Annotated in this window: 21 protein-coding genes; 17 read left to right on the forward strand and 4 right to left on the reverse strand. The window is 45.2% G+C overall.

Features of this window, described 5'->3' with window-relative positions:
• Window positions 1-3 precede the first annotated feature (3 nt).
• Window positions 4-723 carry an IclR family transcriptional regulator gene (locus F5971_RS06130; protein ID WP_246187770.1) on the reverse strand — a complete coding sequence of 240 codons (720 nt, stop codon included), beginning with the start codon at window positions 721-723 and terminating at the stop codon, window positions 4-6.
• Window positions 724-1,000: 277 nt separating this feature from the next.
• On the opposite strand from F5971_RS06130, the gene F5971_RS06135 reads away from it, so the two are divergent.
• From F5971_RS06135 to F5971_RS06215, 17 genes are all read left to right on the forward strand, one after another.
• Window positions 1,001-2,278, forward strand: coding sequence for an alginate export family protein (locus F5971_RS06135; protein ID WP_246187771.1), 1,278 nt, complete (start codon window positions 1,001-1,003; stop codon window positions 2,276-2,278).
• Window positions 2,279-2,336: 58 nt separating this feature from the next.
• Window positions 2,337-3,749 carry an aldehyde dehydrogenase family protein gene (locus F5971_RS06140; RefSeq protein WP_223116272.1) on the forward strand — a complete coding sequence of 471 codons (1,413 nt, stop codon included), beginning with the start codon at window positions 2,337-2,339 and terminating at the stop codon, window positions 3,747-3,749.
• Window positions 3,750-4,096: 347 nt separating this feature from the next.
• Entirely contained in the window at window positions 4,097-5,638 is a 1,542-nt protein-coding gene (locus F5971_RS06145; protein WP_193494434.1) for an acetolactate synthase large subunit, read from the forward strand.
• Between the two features lie 9 nt (window positions 5,639-5,647).
• Complete coding sequence (locus F5971_RS06150) at window positions 5,648-7,141, forward strand: aldehyde dehydrogenase family protein (RefSeq protein ID WP_193494435.1); 1,494 nt, start codon at window positions 5,648-5,650, stop codon at window positions 7,139-7,141.
• A 19-nt stretch (window positions 7,142-7,160) separates the two neighbouring features.
• A complete protein-coding gene (locus F5971_RS06155) occupies window positions 7,161-7,955 on the forward strand; it encodes an SDR family NAD(P)-dependent oxidoreductase (protein ID WP_193494436.1) in 795 nt (264 codons plus the stop codon).
• Between the two features lie 12 nt (window positions 7,956-7,967).
• Window positions 7,968-9,002 (forward strand): WD40/YVTN/BNR-like repeat-containing protein, encoded by a 1,035-nt coding sequence (locus F5971_RS06160; RefSeq protein ID WP_223116273.1) that lies wholly within the window; start codon window positions 7,968-7,970, stop codon window positions 9,000-9,002.
• Between the two features lie 10 nt (window positions 9,003-9,012).
• Window positions 9,013-9,471: a VOC family protein gene (locus F5971_RS06165; RefSeq protein WP_193494437.1), complete on the forward strand. Its 459-nt coding sequence runs from the start codon at window positions 9,013-9,015 to the stop codon at window positions 9,469-9,471.
• 18 nt (window positions 9,472-9,489) lie between these two features.
• Complete coding sequence (locus F5971_RS06170; protein WP_193494438.1) at window positions 9,490-10,092, forward strand: amino acid synthesis family protein; 603 nt, start codon at window positions 9,490-9,492, stop codon at window positions 10,090-10,092.
• Window positions 10,093-10,130: 38 nt separating this feature from the next.
• Window positions 10,131-10,958 carry an alpha/beta fold hydrolase gene (locus F5971_RS06175; RefSeq protein ID WP_193494439.1) on the forward strand — a complete coding sequence of 276 codons (828 nt, stop codon included), beginning with the start codon at window positions 10,131-10,133 and terminating at the stop codon, window positions 10,956-10,958.
• A 26-nt stretch (window positions 10,959-10,984) separates the two neighbouring features.
• Entirely contained in the window at window positions 10,985-12,595 is a 1,611-nt protein-coding gene (locus F5971_RS06180; RefSeq protein ID WP_193494440.1) for a bifunctional 3-(3-hydroxy-phenyl)propionate/3-hydroxycinnamic acid hydroxylase, read from the forward strand.
• A 71-nt stretch (window positions 12,596-12,666) separates the two neighbouring features.
• Entirely contained in the window at window positions 12,667-14,127 is a 1,461-nt protein-coding gene (locus F5971_RS06185) for an NAD-dependent succinate-semialdehyde dehydrogenase (RefSeq protein WP_193494441.1), read from the forward strand.
• The gene (locus F5971_RS06190) at window positions 14,124-14,897 is read left to right on the forward strand and encodes a 2-keto-4-pentenoate hydratase (RefSeq protein ID WP_193494442.1); all 774 of its coding nucleotides are present in this window, start codon (window positions 14,124-14,126) and stop codon (window positions 14,895-14,897) included. The genes F5971_RS06185 and F5971_RS06190 overlap by 4 nt, the downstream gene beginning before the upstream one ends.
• A gap of 4 nt (window positions 14,898-14,901) precedes the next feature.
• Complete coding sequence (locus tag F5971_RS06195) at window positions 14,902-15,300, forward strand: carboxymuconolactone decarboxylase family protein (protein ID WP_193494443.1); 399 nt, start codon at window positions 14,902-14,904, stop codon at window positions 15,298-15,300.
• Between the two features lie 302 nt (window positions 15,301-15,602).
• The gene (locus F5971_RS06200; protein WP_193494444.1) at window positions 15,603-16,643 is read left to right on the forward strand and encodes a TRAP transporter substrate-binding protein; all 1,041 of its coding nucleotides are present in this window, start codon (window positions 15,603-15,605) and stop codon (window positions 16,641-16,643) included.
• A gap of 71 nt (window positions 16,644-16,714) precedes the next feature.
• A complete protein-coding gene (locus tag F5971_RS06205) occupies window positions 16,715-17,239 on the forward strand; it encodes a TRAP transporter small permease (protein WP_193494445.1) in 525 nt (174 codons plus the stop codon).
• 13 nt (window positions 17,240-17,252) lie between these two features.
• The gene (locus F5971_RS06210; protein WP_193494446.1) at window positions 17,253-18,530 is read left to right on the forward strand and encodes a TRAP transporter large permease; all 1,278 of its coding nucleotides are present in this window, start codon (window positions 17,253-17,255) and stop codon (window positions 18,528-18,530) included.
• A 138-nt stretch (window positions 18,531-18,668) separates the two neighbouring features.
• On the forward strand, window positions 18,669-19,031 hold the full coding sequence (locus F5971_RS06215) for a cupin domain-containing protein (RefSeq protein ID WP_223116274.1): 363 nt from the start codon (window positions 18,669-18,671) through the stop codon (window positions 19,029-19,031).
• Window positions 19,032-19,154: 123 nt separating this feature from the next.
• Here F5971_RS06215 and F5971_RS06220 read toward each other — a convergent pair whose 3' ends face one another.
• From F5971_RS06220 to F5971_RS06230, 3 genes are all read right to left on the reverse strand, one after another.
• On the reverse strand, window positions 19,155-20,447 hold the full coding sequence (locus tag F5971_RS06220) for an NAD(P)/FAD-dependent oxidoreductase (RefSeq protein ID WP_193494448.1): 1,293 nt from the start codon (window positions 20,445-20,447) through the stop codon (window positions 19,155-19,157).
• A 67-nt stretch (window positions 20,448-20,514) separates the two neighbouring features.
• On the reverse strand, window positions 20,515-20,937 hold the full coding sequence (locus F5971_RS06225) for a RidA family protein (protein ID WP_193494449.1): 423 nt from the start codon (window positions 20,935-20,937) through the stop codon (window positions 20,515-20,517).
• Between the two features lie 73 nt (window positions 20,938-21,010).
• Window positions 21,011-22,150 carry an ornithine cyclodeaminase family protein gene (locus tag F5971_RS06230; protein WP_193494450.1) on the reverse strand — a complete coding sequence of 380 codons (1,140 nt, stop codon included), beginning with the start codon at window positions 22,148-22,150 and terminating at the stop codon, window positions 21,011-21,013.
• Between the last annotated feature and the right edge of the window lie 33 nt (window positions 22,151-22,183).

Below are 22,183 nucleotides of genomic sequence, written 5' to 3' on the forward strand. Positions count from 1 at the left end.
ACGTTACAGTGACTGTGCTTTATGCCCAATAATGGCCGTGACTTCTTTTAAGCGAGAAATCAGAGCTTCCTGATTAAACAGCTCAAAAGCTGTAGAGCTGCCGACCAGCGCTAAGCTGCCCAGAATATCGTCTGTTTTAGGATTGAGGATAGGAGCAGAAATGCCTGTTAACCCTAAATTAAGCTCATCATGAGTTAGGCTATAGCCATCTTTGCGTATCGTTTTGGTGATCTGGTTGAATTCTTTCCAGCTTAAATCATACTCGGGGTTATCTTGAATCATTTCTTCATAAATACGCTTAAGTCTGTTTGCTTTTTGAAATGAAATCAGTACCTTAGATTGAGCTCCTTTAAACAAAGGAAGTGGGCGGCCCCGACCAAAAGCATACCCTAGCTTTTGTTGTGCGGATTCAATATGTGTATTAATGATATGCCCATCATAGTAAACGCTTAAGTAAACGGTCAGGCCAGTTGTTATTGCAAGCTCTGCCATCATTTCACGACCAGTAGAGATTAATGGGTCGTACTTTCGCATCATCCAATCAAGTTCAATGATACGGGGTCCTAAGGTGTAGTTACCGTCAACTCGCGACAGTAGACCTACATCACATAGCTCTTTGACATAGCGATAGGCCGTTGCGCGCGAAAGAGACATCTGCTGCGCGATATCTTCTACATTGATTACAAGTCTGTCAGGAGAAAAAATATCCAGTACGTTTAACATTTTGGTAAGGCTTGTCATCTACCCGCTCACTATAGTCACTTTAGGTGGCAAAATTATCACATAATGAGATATTTTAGGGAATAGCCTGTTTTGTGTGTTAGCCATGCTAAGTGCTTATAAGTTAAGCGATCTAGGCGTTTTTAAAGGATATAGCGTAGTTTTGTAATATTTATTCAGTATCTTATTGTGAGAATAATATGAAAAATTATGTTGCAAATAGGCTTGCTGTATGTAAATAATCTCACATGTCAATAAATGATGATCTGTGAGGGTGTCTATGAATAATAATATGTGGAAAATGGGTGCAAAATGTCGTTTAGCCGTCGCTGTATTGGCATGTAGTTCTGCCGCGGTACAGGCATATCCGTTAATTGAGAGTGATTCCACCCAGATTAATCTGGATGTAGAGGCGGTCATGGGGGTGTTTAGCAGCGGAGAGACCTATGGCAACAGCAATTCATCCCCCTCATGGACGGAGGGATATATTAAGTATGGGTTTTCAGGTGCTCATCAGCTCAACCAGGGTGAGGTCTTTGGAGCGATTAATGCAGTGACTAGCGGTACTTGGGGGGACGGAGATGCTTCCGGTGCCACCACAGGGAAAGAGCGTAAGACGGATCTCGAAGATCTTTTTTTAGGGTACCGTTCGGATTTTTTTGAGGTGTCGGTTGGTCGTCAAAACATAACGATTGGTGATGGTTTTCTCTTAAATGGAGACGGTCTGAATTTAGGTAAAGGGGCTGGTCCTGAAGAGCTAAATCGAGGAGGTGCTTACTGGTTGGCACCTCGTAAAGCGTTTGATAAGACCGCTCTGGTCAGGTTAGGCGGTGACTTAGGGGTGCGATCAGACCTGTTCTGGTTTGAGTCGGATAATGTTGCCCAAGGAAAGCCAGAAATGGCAGGTATTAATATTGAGCATGTTTCGGAGTTAGGTGTTGTTGGATTCATGCACCTTAAAGGATTGGATGTTGATGACGTGTGGGGTAACCCCGCTCGTGATGGTCAGAAGACGACAAGCTTGAGATATCAAGGCAGTGCTGGAGTTGACAATCTGTTTTTGTCAGCCGAATACGTGCATCAGTCCCAGGGTGACAATAGTGGCAGCAGTAAAGCATGGTATGCTGAAGCGGGTTGGACTTTTGCGGATTTATCATGGTCGCCAAGTGTTAATTACCGCTATACGCGATATAACACGGGCTATGACCCACTATTCTTTGGTTTTAACCGCGGCTATGGTACCTGGTTCCAGGGAGAAGTGGCCGCAAACTATGCAGGGCCTTTTGGGACTGATTCTGTGATCCATTATTTGGGTGTAACGGCACAGCCCGCTGATCTGCTGTCGGTTGGAGTTGGATATTTTGATTTTAATAAGACCATAGGCGGTAGTGGCGATAATGATGCCAGAGAGCTAAATTTTTGGGCTGAGTGGGTTGTTAATGATCACCTGATCCTTAGCCCCTTGATTGGTTTCTACAAACCCGATTCGGCTAACGGCACGCAAGGAAGTACAAAGCTCAATACCTATGGGCAGATCATGGCAGTAATTCCTTTTTGAACTACTGAAGACTGAGTCGCGGTAGGGTGTCAATTATACGAATAACAAGGTGAATGAAATGATTAATCACTACAAGCTCCTAATCAATGGACAATGGCAGGAAGGAGCCGATCAAGCATTTGAGGTAAAAAATCCATCAACGTTGGAGACGATTGCTACTTGTGCTAATGCTACACCAGAGCAGTTAGACCTGGCTGTCGAGGCTGCCACTGAGGCATTTAAACATTGGCGAAATGTTTCCCATGCTGAAAAACAGCAGATACTTCATCGCATTGCCGATGATGTGACCGAAGCACGTGATGAAATAGCAACATTAATTGTTGCTGAGCAAGGAAAACCACTGTTTTTAGCGCGAGGTGAGGTCGAAGGTGGTGTTGCTTGGCTTCGTTATGCTGCTGATCAGGAAATTCCAGTTGAGCTTGTTGAAGAAACAGCTGAAAAGCGGATTGAATTGCATCGTAAACCTTTAGGGGTGGTGGCTTCAATTACACCTTGGAATTGGCCCTTCATGATTGCTGTGTGGCATATTGCCCCGGCGCTGAGAGCGGGTAATACCGTGATTAGCAAACCTTCCTCTCTGACGCCTTTAAGTACCATTAAACTGGTCGAGATTATTAATCGTCACGTCCCGCAAGGCGTTATTAATATAGTGACAGGTGAGCGTGGTATTGGCAGTGCGATCACTCAGCACTCGGCGATTCAAAAGATTGTTTTTACTGGTTCTACGCCGACAGGGCAGAGTGTAATGCGCAATGCAGCTGATACGTTAAAACGCCTCACGTTGGAGTTGGGTGGGAATGATGCCGCCATTGTGTTGCCTGGAACAGATATCAATAAAACGGCAGCCGGTGTGTTTGCTGCGGCATTTCTGAATATGGGTCAAACATGTGCAGCGCTGAAGCGTCTCTATGTTCACGAATCAGAATATGAGGCGCTGTCTGCAGCGTTAGTTCGTATCTGTCAGGAGCAGGTTGTAGGAGATGGCTTTGAAGAGTCGACGACTTTTGGACCAGTACAGAATCAAGCACAGCTCGATTTGATCATCGATTTGGTTGAAGACGCCAGACATCATGGCGCCAACATAATGTGCGGTGGTGAAAGGCTGAATCGAGAGGGTTATTTCTTTCCACCTACGATCATTACTGACGTTAGTAATCATTCTAGGGTCGTTAAAGAGGAACAATTTGGTCCTGTACTTCCCATCATTAAGTACACGGACTTAGAGGATGCTATTGCAATGGCGAATGATTGTGAAGTTGGACTTGGGGGGTCTGTTTGGGGGCCTGATTCTAACGCGGCTACAGTCGTTGCATCACGATTAGAGTCAGGGGTGGCTTGGGTGAATACGCATGCCCAAATTCAACCCAATACCCCCTTCGGAGGCTGCAAAATGTCAGGTTTTGGTGTTGAGTTTGGGTTAGAAGGTTTGTTGGAGTTTACGTCTCATCAACTTTTGTATTTGAGCAAATGAATGGAGCATTAAATAGGTTAAACCGCTTCAGTTCGATTTGATGATGTCTGTTGCACTTAGTGACACGTCTAATATTTTGGTCGATCCCCCTTCTCGTTAACGAGATATTCATAGCGGAAGCAGGCTGTCAGGGTTTGCTTCCGCTTTTTTTTTGGACTTCTTCATGCGCTGAAGTAGAGCCACATTCTCACCATTTAGTATCTTTGAGATAGGTATAAGCAAATATCAGTCATAGTTTTAACAAAATCTCTCATTTTGATTTTTAGTTAAAAAATTTACTATTTTGCATTGACAGTAATTGATTAAATCTCATAAGATGAGATTTAATCAATTATAGGGTGGTTGTTATGAATGGTGCAGAAGCCTTAATTAGGGCCGCGGCTGAAGCCGGAATTGAGTATTGTTTTGCAAACCCAGGCACCACAGAGATGCCGTTGGTTGCCGCTATGGATAAAGAACCCGGATTTCGCCCTGTTCTGAGCATGTTCGAGGGGGTGTGTACGGGAGCGGCAGATGGTTACGGTCGTATAGCTGGGCGCCCTGCGTTGACATTGACGCATCTTGGACCGGGTTTTGCGAATGGCATAGCCAATCTTCACAATGCCCGTCGAGCAAACACTCCTATTGTTAACTTAGTCGGTGATCATGCATCGTGGCATGTGAACTACGATCCACCTCTGGCCAGCGATATAGAGTCTCTGGCGCGCACGGTGTCCAAATTTGTCCGTACGTCTAAATCGGCGGATCATTTGGTTGAGGATTTCGCGGCGGCTGTCAATGCCTCTTGGAGTGCTAAAGGTGCGATATCAACGCTTATGTTACCGATGGATCTACAGGCAAATGAGCTGACCTCCACGGTTGGAAAAATAAAGATAACGCCACCGAGTCGGTACTTTGTTTCAGACTGGGTGTTAGACGTAGCTCAAAAAATCAATTCAGGAAAGCGTCTGGTTTTTATCGTTGGTGACACAGGGCTTACTGAGGAAGGGTTAAAAGCGGCAGGAAGAATTGCGCAGTTACCAGGCATCAAAATGTACGCGGAAACCTTTCCGCGTGTGAGTTACCGAGGGGGTGGTCTTCCAGATTTAGATCGTTTGCCTTATTTCCCAGAAAAAGCGATTGAGGTTTTGGAGCAATACGATGAAGTCATCTGTGCAGGTGTTCCCGAACCCATCTCATACTTTGGGTATGAAGGGTTGCCTTCACGCTTGGCTGAGCTTGATCGACTGACCATGTTGGCCGAGGTCGGACATGATGTCGTGGGTGCGCTATCAATGCTGGCTGACGAAGTGGATGCTCCTGCTTTTAAAAACAGCGAAGGAGCCGTCGTCTTGCCGAGTGCTTCAGAAGCATTAACGCCTGAATCCATAGGGCAGATCCTGTCTGCTTTATTGCCAGAGGACTCAATCGTATCGGTTGAAGGGGGTACCTGCGGGTATCCTTTCTTCACCGCTTCAGCAAATGCGGCTAAGCATCGTGTGATGACCAATACGGGTGGTGCGATTGGTCAAGGTATTCCTGCTGGCTTTGGGGCAGCCCTAGCTGAGCCAGGCAATACGGTGATCTGTCTGCAATCGGATGGCAGTGCACAATACACCATTCAGACACTCTGGAGCATTGCGCGAGAAGGCCTTCCTGTCATCATTTTGATTGCGGCGAATCACAAATACAACATCCTCCAAAATGAATTGCGTCGATATGGTGTCGAGACGTTCGGCATCAACTCGCTTCAGTTAACCGAATTAGATCGTCCTCGGGTTGATTGGCAAGCTTTATCCAAAGGTTATGGGGTTAAGTCCGTTCAAGTCGCACACAACGCAGAGCTGATGCTGGCTTTAAAAGAAGCAGTTCAAGCGAAAGAGCCGCGACTGATTGAAATGTCACTGTGAGGATTGATCATGGCGAATATAGATATATTTCCAGATGTTGAGCGTTTTCTGTCGGAATCAAAAAGCTTGTTTATTGCAGGTGAGTGGGTCAAGCCGATTGCTGGGGGAAGCTTCACGGTCGAAAACCCAGCAAATCGTCAGGTTATTGCAACCGTCTCAAGTGCTGAGAAAGAAGATGTTGATCGTGCCGTTCAGGCTGCTCGTTATGCCTTAGAGGGAGTATGGGGGCGGGTTCAGCCATCTGAGCGTACTCGGTTAATGCTGCGTCTGGCGGACTTAGTTGAGGAAGACGCCCATCATCTTGGGCAGATTATCTCTCTGGAAAACGGAAAGCCCTATACCAATGCTTATAGTGGGGAAGTGGTCATCACGGCCAATATTCTGCGATATTTTGCCGGGTGGCCGTCGAAAATTGAAGGCAGCACCATTCCTATTTCACCTCGCAGTGGCGCACAGATGCTGAATTATACGGTTAAAGAGCCGGTTGGTGTGTGCGCGATGATCGTGCCTTGGAACTTTCCACTCTCGATGTGCGCATGGAAGCTCGGTCCAGCTTTGGCAACGGGTTGCACAGCGGTTCTTAAGCCAGCAGAACAAACCCCACTTTCATCTTTGCGTTTGGCTGAGTTGATTCAACGTGCTGGATTTCCTGGCGGTGTTGTCAATGTGGTTACTGGTTTTGGTGAGGGGGCAGGGGCACCTTTAGCAGCTCATCCAGACGTTGACAAAATTGCGTTTACGGGTTCAACAGCCGTAGGCCGTCTGATTGCACAAGCCGCGGTTGGCAATATGAAAAAGGTGTCACTGGAGTTGGGGGGTAAATCTCCCAATATCATATTGCCAGACGCAGATATTATCCGTGCAGCCAAAGGTGCGGCGGATGGAATTTTTTATAACCAAGGGCAGGTTTGTACAGCTGCCTCGCGTTTGTATGTTCACGACAGTGTATTGGAGCAAACGTTAGACGAGTTACGCAAGCATGCATCCGCACATGTCATTGGTCCAGGGCTTGATCCCTCTACGACGATGGGACCGCTCGTTTCCTCGGATCAATATGAGATCGTCAGAGGTTACATCTCGAAGGCCATAGATGAAGGTGCAGAGTTAATTTGTGGTGGCAAAACGCCTGATTATCTCTCAGATGGCTATTTTATGGAGCCTACGGTGTTTCTCGATAAACAAGAAAAAGCCTGCATTGCACGCGAAGAAATATTTGGTCCCGTCGTGACGGTTATGTCTTGGTCAGATATTGATGAATTGGTCTATCGAGCGAATAACACACCCTTTGGTCTTGCTGCAGGTGTTTGGACAAATAACCTCCAGCAGGCACATCGAATTGCTGCCCAATTAAAAGCGGGATCTGTATGGGTTAATTGCTGGAATGTGGTTGATCCTGCATCACCCTTTGGCGGTTACAAACAGTCCGGATGGGGACGCGAAATGGGTAAAAACGTCATTGATGCTTATACCGAGACAAAAAGCGTTTTTATTGACTTAAGTTAACAAAGTTGAGGATTAGATAATGGATTTAGAACTGCACAATCGAGTGGCAATTGTAACCGGTGGTGGCATGGGGATCGGTAAGGATGTCGCGCTTTTTCTCGCTGAAGAAGGCTGCGATGTGGTGATTTGTTCCCGAACAATGTCAGTGCTAGAAAAAACAGCCGCTGAAATATCGAAAGCAACGGGTCGGAGAGTCCTTCCGATTAGCTGTGATACGACAGATATGGATTCAGTGAACCGTATGGTTGAAAAAACGGTTGAAGAGTTTGGTCGAGTCGACATTCTTGTTAATGGGGCTGCTGCTCCATCAGGAGTGGTAAGAAACTCGATTGAGTTTGCCAAAGACAGCGAGCTATTAGGTGATTTAGATACCAAAGTGATTGGTTATTTCCGGTGTGCAAAGGCTGTAGCGCCTTATATGAAAAAGGCAGGCTGGGGCCGAATCATTAATATTGGCGGATTGACCGGACGAAGCAGTAAGGTCATGTCAGGTATGCGAAACCTTGCAATTGTTCATATGACGAAAAATCTATCCGATCAATTGGGGCCAAATGGAGTGACGTGCAACATCATTCATCCTGGTGTTGTTGATACACCTCATATACAAGAGCTGTATGAGAGAGAAGCAACCTTACAAGGGAAGACACCTGAGCAAGTTGAGCAGGGCTATATCGACGCAACACCGATTCGACGCACCTTAAGTCCCGTTGAAATCGCGTGGTTAGTTGGTTATTTGGCTTCACCTAAGTCGGGAGCCGTCACTGGAGAGTCTATTGGTATTGACGGTGGCCTTACTCGAGGCATCTTTATCTAAGGAGTTAGCATTATGAGCGGTACGATTCTTGTTGCAACAGTAGGTCAAGCGGTTATTAAAAGCTCTGACAATGGACAAACTTGGCATCGTCTTGGCTTAGGTCAGGATATAGAGTTTGATGCTATTACTCGTTCGTTAGATTTAGATCCCTCTAATCCTGAACGGATTTATATCGGAACAGATACGGGTTTGTGTGTGAGTGAGGATACTGGCAAAAAGTGGGTACGAGTCGACTCACCCTTCAATGGTGAAACTGTATGGAAGGTTGCTGTAGACCCAAAAAATCCAAAACGAATTTTTGTGGGTACGGGCGCACCGTCACGAGCCGTTCTTTGGCGAACAATTGATGGTGGTGTTACTTGGGATAGAGCGCCTGTCGAAATTCCTGAATTTTGTGCAGGGGTGTCAAAACCACGTCTGTTGGCCTTTTCATACGACCCTACCGACTCTAACAACCTTTGGTTTGGCCTTGAGGAAGGAGGATTGTTTAAGAGCGTAGATGGAGGCGATAGCTGGGAGCGCGTCGATTCACGGTTACTCTGGGAGTATAACTCAGACATACACTCCATTCGTGTATTACCCAATCATGGCAAAAAAGTCATTGTTGTGATCTGTGTTAATGCCATCTATCGCAGTTTTGATGACGGGCTGACATGGATAGGAGTGAATCCGAACGAAGCCTTTGGTCTTTATTACGCAAGAGCAACGGCTATGCCCGCGGGATCAGAAGACACAATTTACTTAAGTATTTCCGATGGAACGCCAGGCACCACCAGTCGAGTATTGGTATCGCAAGATGCGGCAGCAACCTGGGAGACTTTGCCACTGCCTTTACAGCCCAACTCATGTGTTTGGGGGATGCATGTAAACCCAAACAATTCCAATCAAATAGTCATAGGCACGAAATATGGCCATCTGTTTACCAGTACAAATGCGGGTAAGTCTTGGAAAAAGGAATGGCGCGAATTTAGTGAAATCTCTGATGTGTTATGGACGTCAGCAGTCGCTGAGATTGAAGCAGGGCATCAGTCCGTCATAACAAAGTGAGGATGTGAAGATGAAGTTTAAAGTCGTTCGGACACACCTGTCTCTGTTTGTTAGAGATCCTGACGTATCTGCAAAGTGGTATGCAGATGTCCTTAATATGGAAGAAACAGCCCGTAATGGCAGTGATTGGGTCATGATGGGATTCGGTCAAAAGCACCATGATATTGCCCTCATCAAAGCTCCAGAAGGCGCGAAACAAGGTGGACTTGGGCTCCAGCATTATGGGTTAGAGATTGATGGAGATGAAACCACACTTCGTAAACTCTACGGTATGTTGCTGACCAAAAAGGTGAACATAGTAAAAATTACCGACCATGAAGTGGGTAAAGGTGTTTATTTTACAGACCCAGATGATAACCGCTTGGAGTTTTTTCTTGAAACCGAGCATAACGACGAGTTAGGAAAACAGCGCTTCAAAATGACCAGTGCGCCGAGTCGTGATATTAAACTCGATCCCATTTTTGAATAAATGAATTAGGGGAAAACGATGAAAGAAACCAATTTTAGTGCTTACCATATTCGTAAATGGTTTTCTTTTTATGAAGAAACCTTGGCCAATGAAACCGGTATATTGGCTGACGGTGAGCCTGTAAGAAAATACGTCATTGCAGCTGCTATACACAATCCATTTGCAGGCCAATTTAAAGAAGACTTATCCCAACTGATCGAAAACTCGCCTTTGTTAGGGCAGGAGTTTGGTCGCCGAATTAACGAGCTGGCCGGTGATAATGAAATTGTTAGTTATGGCAAGGCCATTCTCGTTGGTGCTGATGGGGAGTATGAGCATGGCAATGCATTTCTAACAAACCCCGCGGCAGATCCTGTCCGAGACGCTTTGGGGGGCGGTAAATCCTGGGTTCCATCGACGGGCAAGATCGGTGGACCGGGTGCCATCCTTGATATACCTCTGGCACATAAAGATGCTTTATATGTTCGTTCACACTATGACTCTATTTCAGTGTCATTTAACGATGCTCCACGGCGTGATGAATTGCTTGTGATATGGGCTTTTGCAACTCGCGGACGTCTTCATGCTCGTTTGGGAGGGCTAAAGGCTGAAAACGTAAAAGGTGAAGATGGACTGCATTAAAGCGGCTTCAACAATTTAATACAAAAGGTTTGTTAGCGATGTCTGCCAGAAGTGCTTTTTTCATGAGTGGTGAGTTAAAACTCCACTATTTGCAATGGGGCGATACGAGTGGCGTCCCTGTCATTATGCTGCATGGCCTTCGAGGCTTCGCCAATACTTGGCAATCACTCGCGCTCGCTTTGGGTGATGGTTACTGCTGTTATGCACTGGATCAGCGTGGAAGGGGCGAGAGTGATTGGGGGGATATCGACAGCTATCAGACTGAAACCTATGTCAAAGATATCGAGAGCTTTATAACGCATTTGGGCTTAACAGAGTTCATTTTGATTGGGCACTCCTTGGGGGGTACAAATGCGTTGGAATATACGCGTTTGCATCCTGATAAGGTTCATAAGCTTGTCATTGAGGATATCGGTCCTGGTTCATCTAGCCACGGAGAAGGCGCTGATCGTATTCGCCGTGAGATGCTAAACACCCCGCTCTCATTTGATTCATGGGCAGAGGCTGAAACCTTCTGGCGTAAGAGTCGACCGCATTTAACGGAAGCGTCACTGCAAGCACGTCTACACAACTCATTTAGAGAGGTGAAGGGGCAAGTGTATTGGAAACATGATCAGGAAGGGATAGCAACCGCACGCTTGAAATTTGAGCCAATCGACTTATGGCCAGCCGTCAAATCCGTGCGTTGTCCAGCGTTGTTGGTGAAGGGAGCTCAATCCGATTTTTTACCTCACGCCACGATTGCAGAGGTGATATCCACCAATGCTTGTTTCAGTTCAATCGTTATCAATGAGGCGAGTCATTATGTTCATGATGACCAACCGGAAAAATTTAATGCAGCCATTTTGCGTTTTTTGAACTCATAAAAAGATATGCGCTTTGGGGGTGTCACGTGCAGATTAAAAAAACTGATGTTGTCATAGTGGGAGGTGGTCCTAACGGCATTACCTTAGCTAACTACATGGGCCTTTACGGAATCGATACGATTGTTTTGGAAAGCTCAAATGAAATTTTGCCCTACCCCCGTGCGGTGGGTATGGATGATGAAGCCATGCGAGTGTTGCAGGGCGTTGGCCTTGCTGAGATTGCCAGTCGGGATATGATCAGAAATGTCCCTCTGCGCTATTACAATGCCCGAGGGGTGTGTTTTGCAGAAGTAAAGCCATCGGCCGCTAAGTTTGGGTGGCCAATGCGCAATATATTTATGCAGCAGCTGACAGAAGTGACGCTTCGAGATGGACTTAAACGCTATCCATGCATTGATGTTCGTTTGGGTCATTCTATGGAGTCGATTAATCAGGATGACCTTAAGGTTTCGCTGAAAGTAATGGACCATACATCAGGAGAGCAGTACGGTATTGATGCTCAGTATGTTGTGGCTGCTGATGGTGGTCGCTCCCCTGTGCGGAACCATCTTGGAATAGGGTATAGCGGTGTGACGCATCCTGCCAAGTGGATTGTGGTCGATGCAGCCAATGATTCCCTTGATGCACCCTATACGGCGCTGCATGCTGATCCTGAACGCCCATTTGTTTGCATCTATCTTCCGTATCAGTACCGTCGTTGGGAGTTCATGCTGCACCCTGGTGAAGACGAAGAGAAAATGTGTGATGAACAGGTTATCAGAGGCCTCATACGCAAGCATATCGGAGACGCGGTCGATAAACTCGATATCGTTCGTATTCGCGCCTATACCCATAATTCACGTGTAGCCGAAACCTTTATCAAAGGACGTGTTCTACTCTGTGGCGATGCGGCGCATATAACGCCACCTTGGGCAGGACAAGGTCTGAATTCAGGCTTGCGAGATGTTGTTAATATTGGCTGGAAAATAGCAGCGGTGATTAAAGGAAAAGTCTCGCCAGCCATTCTTGAAAGCTATGACAGTGAGCGCCGAGGCCACGCAACCGATTTGATAGCTCTTGCGGATAATATGGGTGCCGTTTTAGGTATGACCAATCCGGTACTGGCAGGTGTAAGAGATTGGATATTCAAAGCCACTGGTTCAGTAGACAATCTGCGTGAGCATTTGACTGAGTTTAAATTCAAGCCTGTGGCTCAGATTGTTCGCGGTGTGGTTCATCACGAGACAGATGAAGTGTATGAAGACAGCCACGTCGGTAAGTTATTCATCCAGCCCGATGTTGAGGATGCACATGGTCAGCGTCAGAAGTTGGATTTTATATTAGGTGATTGGTTTGCGATTGTTGGTTTTAGAACGAATCCACTTGAACATATGACAGACGAAAATCGTCAATTCTGGGAAACACTCAACACCCGATATATACAAGTTAACCGTTCGCGAAGTGGCAATAATTATGATGACCGACTCAAAGCAGATGGTGTAATCAGTGTTGAAGATGTGGATAACCAATTATCCAATTGGTTTACCGATGTCAGAGATAAAATTGTCATTGTCCGTCCAGATCGATTTGTTGCTGCGATCACTTCGCCCCATCGATTAAATTATGCCCTCGACGCACTTCGAAAAAAGCTAATTTAGTCATTTTAGCTGCGGCCTTTAGAAAAGGCCGCAGTATTTTTTAAATGAATCAATTGTGGATGGATAGCGTGATGATAGATCTTACGAATAAAGATTTAATGCCTAATCTTTGTTTAATTGATGGGAAGTGGTGTGAGGCGGATCAGGGTGATCGCGTTAATGTCACGAATCCCGCTACGGGCGAGATCCTGGCCAGCGTACCAATGATGGGTAAGGCTGAAACAGAACGTGCTGTTTTAGCCGCACACTCGGCGGGTAAAGCATGGCGTCAACTGACAGGGAAGAGTCGAGCGGAGATATTGCGTCGATGGTTCGAGTTGCTACTTGCCAATCAGGACGATTTGGCCAAAATTCTATCTGCTGAGCAGGGAAAGCCAATTAAAGAAGCGAAGGGCGAAATTGCCTATGCCGCTTCATTTGTTGAGTGGTTTGCAGAGGAAGCAAAACGTGTCTACGGCGATGTCATCCCAGAGGTGATGCCAGGAACCCGTTTAACGGTTCGAAAAGAACCTATTGGTGTTTGTGCAGCCATAACCCCTTGGAATTTCCCAGCCGCAATGATTACGCGTAAGGCGGGTCCTGCACTGGCCGCTGGCTGTACTATCATTATTAAACCTGCTACACAAACGCCACTGACCGCCATTGCCTTAGCCGTTTTATCAGAACAAGCCGGTGTTCCTGCGGGTGTGTTACAGATCGTGAATGGGCGTTCGGCTGATATTGGCGATACTTTATGCGCACATCCTTTGGTTCGAAAGTTATCGTTCACGGGTTCGACCGAAGTGGGTCGGTTACTGATGCGACAGTGCTCAGATAACATCAAGAAAGTCTCCTTGGAACTAGGAGGTAATGCCCCATTTATTGTTTTTGACGATGCGAATCTTGATAAAGCCGTAGAGGGAGCATTGATAGCGAAGTATCGTAATAATGGTCAGACGTGCGTCTGTGCAAACCGAATTCTTGTTCAAGACGGCATATATGATCGCTTCGCAGCAAAGCTTGCCGACGCGGTTGATCGTATGGTCGTTGCTGACGGGTCAAACCCTAGGGCAGATTTAGGACCCCTTATCGATACAAAAGCTTACGCCTCCGTTAGTGGCATGATTGATGAAGCATTGGCTTTGGGCGCTAAGCAAGTGACGAAACGAGAGATTCATACTGACCCATCACAACGATTTATGAATCCGGTTGTATTGTCCGGTGCAACCAAGGAAATGCGTGTGTATCGAGACGAAATTTTTGGTCCAGTTGCGCCATTATTCCGCTTTTATAGCATTGAAGAGGCCATTGAGTTGGCGAATGACACCGAGTTTGGACTGGCCTCTTATCTCTACACATCCAGCATCAATACGTATATACAGGTGTCTGAAGCACTTGAGTACGGCATGGTAGGGGTGAATACCGGTTTGATTTCAAATGAAGTGGCTCCCTTTGGAGGCATTAAATCATCCGGTATTGGGCGTGAAGGGTCGAAATACGGCATTGAGGATTATCTTGAAATCAAATATGTGTGCTTGGGAGGCTTGGAATGACGGCCCCAACTCTCGATTATCAATCCATTGCCATAGAGCAAGATCATGCACTTAGCCAAGCATTATCTCTATCAAGATTTTCTGGATTTGAGGGCGCCAGTATAGAAGATGGGTATGCTGTACAAGTTAAAATGATTGAACGAAACAGGGCACGGGGGCATCACCTAAATGGCTGGAAAGTCGCAATGGCCAACCAAGCGGCATTGACGCGCTTTTCGTTAGAAACGCCCGTGTATGCTCCATTATTCGATTTTATGCAATTGAGTAATCAACTCGTGCCTGCAGCCCAGACGATAGCGCCTAAACTTGAGGCGGAGGTTGTGTTTATCTTGGGGCGAGATATTGTAGATGCGAGCAGCTCTCGTGATGAAATTTTGGCTTCGATTGCCTATGTTGTTCCGGCCTTTGAAGTGGCGGACTCGAGAACTGCATGGACGTTTGATATCCCAACTTTCTTGGCTGATGGGGCTGTTGCCCGCTTCTATCGAATAGGACGCCTGTTGCGCTTTGATCCTGATTATGACTTTGAAACGTTAAGCTGCTCTCTGCATACAGAGAGTAGTTGTGTGGTCGGCTCGAGTTTCAACTTAATAGGGGGGCCTTTAGAAACGATGATCACGATGGTGCGTGATCTGGTTCCTCGTTTTGGCCCCTTACGCGCGGGACAACATTTTTTGAGTGGTTCGTTAACTCCCCCTTTGGACATGAAGCTCAACTCCCGCTATCGGTTAGAGTTATTGGGGCAAACTCTCGAGTTGGAGTACAGGTAACACCATGAATGATCAATATCAAAAAGGCATGGCAACGCGTAAGGCTGTATTGGGTGATGAGTATGTTGAACAGTCAATCAATAATGCCACTCATTTTACAAAGCCTTTGCAGCGACTTGTCACCGAGTATTGCTGGGGAAATGTTTGGCAGAGAGAGGGGCTTGAAAAATCTGAGCGCAGTTTAATTAACCTAGCCATGATTGCTGTTTTAAATCGACCACATGAATTAGAGCTTCACTTGCGTGGTGCATTAAAGAATGGCCTTACACCTGTTCAAATTCGTGAAGTATTGTTGCAAGTAGCGATTTATGCCGGTGTGCCCGCATCGATTGATGCGTTTCGTGTGGCAACCAAAGTACTTAAAGACGCTGGCATTGATCTAAACGACCTATCAGAACTGTGATTTTATACACCACTTAAAAAACCACAATTCCATAACGATTTAGTTATGAAATTGTGGTGTCTGAGGATGTCTCGCTCATCGCTCAGACTCGTCTATTTATGCTGACCCCATGAGTGTTACCAAAGAGTGTTTGTTGTATTTAAGGGATTGTACATACACTATAATTCAATCTATTTCTTATCTATTTGCGACATAATCCTACAATATGATATTAGAATTAAAATAATTGTTGATTTGTGTTATATTTTATATTAATTATCACTATATGAGATTTTATCTAATTATGTTTTGAGGATTTAGTGATGATTAAGAATCGAATGAAGCGCCTTTCACTCTTTACCGCTATTGGTCTGTCTGTTCTGATTGCGATCCCTTTAAAGGATGTATCCGCCGCAGAGATCTCGCTTGTGTATGCTTCAGAATCCCCTCCTCAGACGTTTCCCGTAGTCACCGCAAATAAATGGGCTGAAGTTCTTAAAGAAAGAACCAATGGGCGTGTGGGAGTTCGTGTGTTCTCTGGAGGGGCATTGTTAAGTGCAGGGAACATGTTTGATGGAGTTCATGCAGGGGTTGCTGATATAGGTCAGGTTGCTGTTTCGTATGATCCTGGGCGTTTCCCTTTACTAAGCCTTGCGGGTGCGGTTACTGGGCTTAATGTTAGCTCTTCTGTTGCGAGTCAAGCGGTTTATGATCTCACGCAGATCTACAGTTCAGAGCAATTGGGGTTTAATAATTTCAAAATATTGACCGCTTTTACTTCAGAGCCCGGTCGTATTCACAGCAAAGGGCGTGTGGACAGCCTTGAAAATCTCAAAGGATTAGAATTACGAGTTCCAGGTGACAGTGCTGCAGTGTTACGTGAGCTTGGCGCGGTGCCAGTGGGCTTAAGTATGCCAGAAACAGGTGAGGCTCTTCAGACAGGCGTTATTTCAGGCTATGTAGGCTCTAGAGAAACGCTAATGGATCTTCGTTTTGCCCGCACGGCCAAGCACGTGGTTGATTATCCATTAACCAATGTTGTTTTTGTAGTGGTGATGCGACAGGATCGCTGGGATTCACTACCCTCCGCTGTGCAACGCGTTATCGAAGAAATGGGATCAGAAATAGCAGGGTTTGCAGGTGGTTATTTGGATGGTCGAGTGAAAGAGTCTCTTGAATGGTCCGGACGCGAGGAAAGCCTGAATGTCGTTACCTTAACCGAAGACGAGTCAGGTCGTTGGGATGAAAAGTTGCAGCCGCTATTGGATGCGCGTATCACGGCGGTGGATCAAATGGGGTTGCCTGGAAGTGAATTGGTGGCCACATTGAGGGATAGAATTGCCCATCATCAGTTGAACCAATAACCAAAATCCAATGACGAAGGGCTTTATAGCCCTTCTTTTCTCGTATTCGAGTTAGAAAGGTGATCGTGTCAATGAATACAGAAACCGAATCAACTGATCAATGCACAAATGCACTCATTTTCCGTATGCATTCTATGGTCAGTAATCTTTTACTGAGTATTGCAGGGGTTGCTCTCGTCTCGATTGTTATCATCGTTGCGACGAACATTCTTCTTAGACAATTCGCGACCTCATTTGGAGGCACTGCTGAGGTAGTCGGGTGGTTGACCGCCGTTGTGATATCTCTGTCTTTAGCTGAATCACAAAGTAAAAAAGTACATGTATCGATGAGTGCATTAATTGATGTTCTACCAAACAAGATATCATTGTTTATTCAACTTTGTATTGCTGTATTGAGTGCGATATTTTTTTTAGTCTTGTCATGGCAGTTATGCAAGTTTGGTATCAATATTATGGATCGTCAGAGCTTGTCGCCAACCCTTCAGATACCGTATTACGGATTTATCATGATTGCTGCTTTTGGTTTTTTTGCATTTAGTATCACGCTAATTATTGATGTGTATTTGGTTCTTAATAGATTGATAAACCGATACTAAAGAGGAAGGTTAGATGGATTATTATATTATATCTCTTATAGGTGTAGTCAGCCTTTTCTTGTTGATTGCGATGAGCGTCCCCGTTAGCTTTGCAATGTTAATTGTTGGATTTTCAGGTATTTATTATATTATAGGCCCAATGGCAGCCTTTAATTTAATTAGTGCAGGGATTTGGGAGCAAGTTTCATCCTATCCATTGAGTGTTATTCCACTTTTTATTTTAATGGGGGAAATACTGTCTCGCTCAGGAATTACGAAACAACTTATGAATGCGGCCTACGCATGGGTAGGGCACATGAAGGGATCTATGGCCAGCACTACAGTGCTAACAGGAGCTGGTTTTGGGGCTGTTTGTGGATCAAATTCAGCGACAACGGCTGCTGTTGGGAGTATTGCTTTACCCGAAATGAAAAAATATGAGTATGATCCGACCCTTAGGGCCGGGGTGGTTGCTGCAGCTGGGACATTAGGAACCATAGTCCCTCCTAGCTCCGTACTGATAATTGTTGCTTTACAAGCCGAATTAGCGATTCGCGATTTGTTTCTTGCCAGCATTATTCCCGCATTTATATTGGTTTCATTTTTTATGCTAACCATTGCTTTGATTTGCTATAGATATCCATTGATGGGGCCTGCTGGTAAAAAAACACCTTTAGTTCAAAAAATTAAAAAAATGTCAGGTGTAATTGAGTCATTTTTATTATTTGCAATTGTATTGGGTGGTTTGTTTGCGGGTTGGTTTACCTCGACAGAAGCTGCTGCTGTTGGTTGTCTTGGCGCTCTTGTTGTATGTACTATTCAAGGAAAGTTAAAGTGGGAGTCGTTCCAGAGCTCTATGAAAAATACACTGATATACTCTTCAATGATATTGATGCTTATTATTGGGGCAGTGGTGTTTGGGCGTTTTCTAGCGATCACTCGCATTCCTTTTATTATTGCTGACTGGGCAACTCAGTTACCTATCTCGGCCCTTTTCATTATGGCAACTATTCTGCTGATTTTTCTACTAGGTGGTGCGATTATGGATGCAATGGGGTTTTTGGTGATTGCAATGCCAATTTTTCTTCCGGTGGCTTTGTCGCTTGGTTACGAGCCTTTATGGTTTGGAATCATGGTTTGCCTTGCAACGGGCATGGGAGCTATCACACCACCAATAGCAGTCAATGCTTTTATTGTGAATGCACTTGATCCGAGTATTGGTTTTAAAAACATTATGAGAGGAATAAGCCTTTTCTTGCCTGCATTTTTATTAACACTAATTATATTGCTGATTTTTCCGCAATTAATTTAAGTGATTATATTGGGGAGTGAGAGACAAGGGGAAATCCCTTTTGTCTTTTGAGTTGGATTATTATTAAACAGTATTGTATAAATTACATCAATAGTTAAATATTTATTTAAAGTAAAATAATATCAGTCATGGGTAAGTATGATGAAATCAATATTGAAGAGTGATTATAAAAAATTGGATTTGATTGGAAAGGCTTCGGAGCTAGGAGCAATTACGAAAAATGACAAGGATGATGCAAAGGTATATGAAAAGAAAATAGGGTCAATAACAAATGCTGACTCTTCATTTGCTGTTTTTAGAAGTGAAAAGGGACAATACCTTGTCGAGTATCCTTTTTCAGAGCATGCCATTGTTGTTGAAGGCTCGGTAATCATTACTGATATGAATACTGGATTGAGTCAACAGTACTCTATTGGAGAGGGGTGGGTTGTTGAAAAGGGGCAGAAAGTGACGTTCGAAGTGGGTGAAGAGGGCTTTACAAAAGTGTACTGGGCATTTTAATACATAGAAGAGCAGAGCGTTTGTTCTGCTCTTCTTAGATAAACCGTCAATTTGGGTCAAATATAAGTCTTTTACTCCCTATAACGGTTCAGAAAACTCTACATACACTTTCGCCTAACCCTGTCAAAATCGATCAAAAGCATAGGGCTTGGGATCAATAATTGGATGACTATTGGAGATGAGATCTGCTGCTAATTGTCCAGCGGCCGGGCCTGTTCCAAATCCATGTCCTGAAAAACCCGACGCAATCGTCAGTCCTGGGATTTGGCTAATCTTGTCAATGACAGGAAGAGAGTCAGGGGTCACATCGATCACCCCTGCCCAGGCTTCATCTATTTCGGCTTGTTCAAAAATCGGCCAAGCATTACGAAGGTTGGTAAGAGCCTCTTGATTAAGTTTAGGGTTGGCGTGGGGGTTTAGTGTTCTGATCGTTTCGAAGGGAGAAGGGGACTGCGCTTTCCACCGACGGCTCAGCTTGAGATCTTTGATAAATTCATGTCCAAACGAGATACGTAAAAAACTCCTTTGGGTTCGTAATTGCTCAAGGTAGCGGTGTCCTAGTAATACATGATCAAGCGTAATAGGCGCATCGAGAGCCCCGCGCTGAGTGATGATGAAACCACCCTCTTGATGTTTTCGAAATGAAAAATCAGGTCCACCAACGGCTATATCGGTAGGGCCTTGCATTGGCTTGGTTCTTAACACTGAACAAATGAGTGGCAGTGTAGGCAAGGAGATGCCTAAGTTACCTAAAAATCGCCTTGACCAAGCTCCGCCTGCTAACAGAACTTGATCGCAGCGGATCTCACCTTGTTCCGTCATGACACCGCTGATTTTTCCACCAGACGTCGACAGTGACCTAACCGCACAGTTTTGAACAAGAATTGCTCCTTTATTCATCGCCGCTTTGGCGATTGCTGTCGCAGTAATTGCGGGTTCAGCACGTCCATCTGATGCGGTGTAAACCCCTCCTAACCATTTTCCTTGTCCCCCAGGAACTTTTTGATCTATTTCGCGTGTGCTGAGCATTTTAGAGTCGAGGGATAATGATTCAACAGATTGAACCCACGCTTCGTGCATAGCCAGTTGAGTTTCCGTTTGAGCCAGAAACAGTATGCCTGCTTGTCGATATCCCACGTCTCTGCCGATGCGTTTAGGCATTTCGGCCCAGAGTTTATCTGCGGCTATGGCCAGTGGAACATCGTGAAAATGACGATTGGTTTTACGTATCCACCCTAGATTCCGAGAGGATTGTTCTCCGGCAATGTGCCCCTTTTCAAGCAGTACCACTGGAATGTTTCGTTCTGCTAAGGCTAAAGCAGCTGTGATACCAATAATGCCACCACCAATAATGACAACATGGGTTGATGCCGGAATTGTGTCCTGTGTTTTGATTGTTTCAACTGTTTTTGTCATATACGTATCCAGATGAGGAGGTGGTTGATATCCGAGCTTGATATGGCTTAGCCTCCTAATACAAAGGTTATTGAGACAGCATGATTTCTTTTACATCGGCTGTTGCTGCACCTCGAAAAGCGGTTACTTCTAACTCGACTTTGTAGATGTTTGAACCGAGCGGGGGGCAAGTAACCGTGGTCGCTGGATTAATACCTTTAAATTTTCGACCAATAAACTCCATAACAGCAGGCGTATCGGCTGGATCTTGAATGAATACACGTGACATGATGACATCGCCTAAGTTGGAGTTTACGGCGGCCAGAGCTCGTTCAATATTGTTAAAAACCTGCTCTACCTGTTCAATAACATCGTCTGAAATCAGTTGAGTTGCAGGATTACGGCCAGCCGTATTTGACACGTAAATCCAGTTATCGACAGCCACTAGACGTGAATAGCTTCCAAGTTCTTCAAATTTTGAACCTGTTTTTACTTTAATTACTTGGGTCATGTTCGTTTCCTTAATCATTTTTTGTAAGCTAAGTTTTGTTGTTGACGTTAAGCCGATAGATCTAAGGTCAGGTTCATCGCAGGACTGGTGTTTCCCAAAGATTAAGCTGAGTACCAATACCTTGAGCAATTGCATTGCGATAGACAACCGTAGCCCACGCGACATCTTCGACAGGCATGCCACCAACAGAAAGGATGATAATCTCTTCATTATTTCGACGAGCAGGAGCATCACCAGCGACAATTTTTCCGAGGTCTTCCAATTCATCCAAAGTGATTTTGCCTTCTGCAATCATGTCCATGCAGCGAACACCGATTAAAGGAATATACTTGTGAGCTGGTTTGGGCACTTCTTCATACCATGCTTCGTATAGACGGGTGTTATCCAGTACTTTGCGTATATCTTTTTGTTCCATGCCTTCGTCTAATCGACAGCTCGCTGGCATGGCCAGAAAAGCCCCGGGCTTGACCCATTCACGTTTGACGATTGGGTAGGTTAGAGGGTCACCGACGGCTCCAGAATTGCAGTAAGTGATGATGTCAGAATTTCTGACGACCTCTTCAATGGTATCAACCACCTGTATGTTGGTGATCTGAGGAAAGGTTAATTTCAGCCATGAAATAAAATCGTTTAAGCTTTTTTGGCCACGACCTTTAATTTTAATGGTGTCTATATCAGGACAGGCAGCCATAAAAGCCGATACTGTGGTTTTACCCATGACCCCCGGTCCTAGAAGACCAATGACTTTAGCATCTTTGCGTGCAAGGTGGCGTGCGCCTACGCCTGGGATAGCTCCCGTGCGGTAAGCCGATAACAAATTAGCCGACATAAAGGCTAAAGGAGCACCTGTATCGATGTCATTTAGGATCATCATCAGGATTGACCTTGGTAGGCCTTTTTCTCGGTTAGCAATGTTTGAGCCGTACCACTTGACCCCACAGGTCTGAAAGTCGCCCCCTAAATAGGCAGGCATGGCCATTAAGCGTCTATCGGCTGTGGGTTTTGGCATACTAGGGAAGGGGGAAGTGTCAGGAAATGTAATCAACGCTCCATGAGAATCACTATTGGGTCCAGCCATACGATAATCTCCCTGATACAACAGAGAAAACATCTCTTCCATTGTGTCAACGCAACGTGGCATATCAGTAACGCCCGCTTTAATCATGTCTTGTTCAGAAAGGTAAATAAAATCAATCTTAGTGTTATCGTTCATAGTATTACCTAAATATAAGATAAGTTTTTATTT

The sequence above is a fragment of the Nitrincola alkalisediminis genome (genome assembly GCF_009821115.1).
Taxonomy (GTDB): Bacteria; Pseudomonadota; Gammaproteobacteria; order Pseudomonadales; family Balneatricaceae; genus Nitrincola; species Nitrincola alkalisediminis.

Excerpts from the sequence above, each read along its gene's own strand:
- F5971_RS06130 (WP_246187770.1), bottom strand. The coding sequence starts at position 723 with ATGTTAAACGTACTGGATATTTTTTCTCCTGACAGACTTGTAATCAAT.
- F5971_RS06135 (WP_246187771.1), top strand. The coding sequence starts at position 1,001 with ATGAATAATAATATGTGGAAAATGGGTGCAAAATGTCGTTTAGCCGTC.
- F5971_RS06140 (WP_223116272.1), top strand. The coding sequence starts at position 2,337 with ATGATTAATCACTACAAGCTCCTAATCAATGGACAATGGCAGGAAGGA.
- F5971_RS06145 (WP_193494434.1), top strand. The coding sequence starts at position 4,097 with ATGAATGGTGCAGAAGCCTTAATTAGGGCCGCGGCTGAAGCCGGAATT.
- F5971_RS06150 (WP_193494435.1), top strand. The coding sequence starts at position 5,648 with ATGGCGAATATAGATATATTTCCAGATGTTGAGCGTTTTCTGTCGGAA.
- F5971_RS06155 (WP_193494436.1), top strand. The coding sequence starts at position 7,161 with ATGGATTTAGAACTGCACAATCGAGTGGCAATTGTAACCGGTGGTGGC.
- F5971_RS06160 (WP_223116273.1), top strand. The coding sequence starts at position 7,968 with ATGAGCGGTACGATTCTTGTTGCAACAGTAGGTCAAGCGGTTATTAAA.
- F5971_RS06165 (WP_193494437.1), top strand. The coding sequence starts at position 9,013 with ATGAAGTTTAAAGTCGTTCGGACACACCTGTCTCTGTTTGTTAGAGAT.
- F5971_RS06170 (WP_193494438.1), top strand. The coding sequence starts at position 9,490 with ATGAAAGAAACCAATTTTAGTGCTTACCATATTCGTAAATGGTTTTCT.
- F5971_RS06175 (WP_193494439.1), top strand. The coding sequence starts at position 10,131 with ATGTCTGCCAGAAGTGCTTTTTTCATGAGTGGTGAGTTAAAACTCCAC.
- F5971_RS06185 (WP_193494441.1), top strand. The coding sequence starts at position 12,667 with ATGATAGATCTTACGAATAAAGATTTAATGCCTAATCTTTGTTTAATT.
- F5971_RS06190 (WP_193494442.1), top strand. The coding sequence starts at position 14,124 with ATGACGGCCCCAACTCTCGATTATCAATCCATTGCCATAGAGCAAGAT.
- F5971_RS06195 (WP_193494443.1), top strand. The coding sequence starts at position 14,902 with ATGAATGATCAATATCAAAAAGGCATGGCAACGCGTAAGGCTGTATTG.
- F5971_RS06200 (WP_193494444.1), top strand. The coding sequence starts at position 15,603 with ATGATTAAGAATCGAATGAAGCGCCTTTCACTCTTTACCGCTATTGGT.
- F5971_RS06205 (WP_193494445.1), top strand. The coding sequence starts at position 16,715 with ATGAATACAGAAACCGAATCAACTGATCAATGCACAAATGCACTCATT.
- F5971_RS06210 (WP_193494446.1), top strand. The coding sequence starts at position 17,253 with ATGGATTATTATATTATATCTCTTATAGGTGTAGTCAGCCTTTTCTTG.
- F5971_RS06215 (WP_223116274.1), top strand. The coding sequence starts at position 18,669 with ATGATGAAATCAATATTGAAGAGTGATTATAAAAAATTGGATTTGATT.
- F5971_RS06220 (WP_193494448.1), bottom strand. The coding sequence starts at position 20,447 with ATGACAAAAACAGTTGAAACAATCAAAACACAGGACACAATTCCGGCA.
- F5971_RS06225 (WP_193494449.1), bottom strand. The coding sequence starts at position 20,937 with ATGACCCAAGTAATTAAAGTAAAAACAGGTTCAAAATTTGAAGAACTT.
- F5971_RS06230 (WP_193494450.1), bottom strand. The coding sequence starts at position 22,150 with ATGAACGATAACACTAAGATTGATTTTATTTACCTTTCTGAACAAGAC.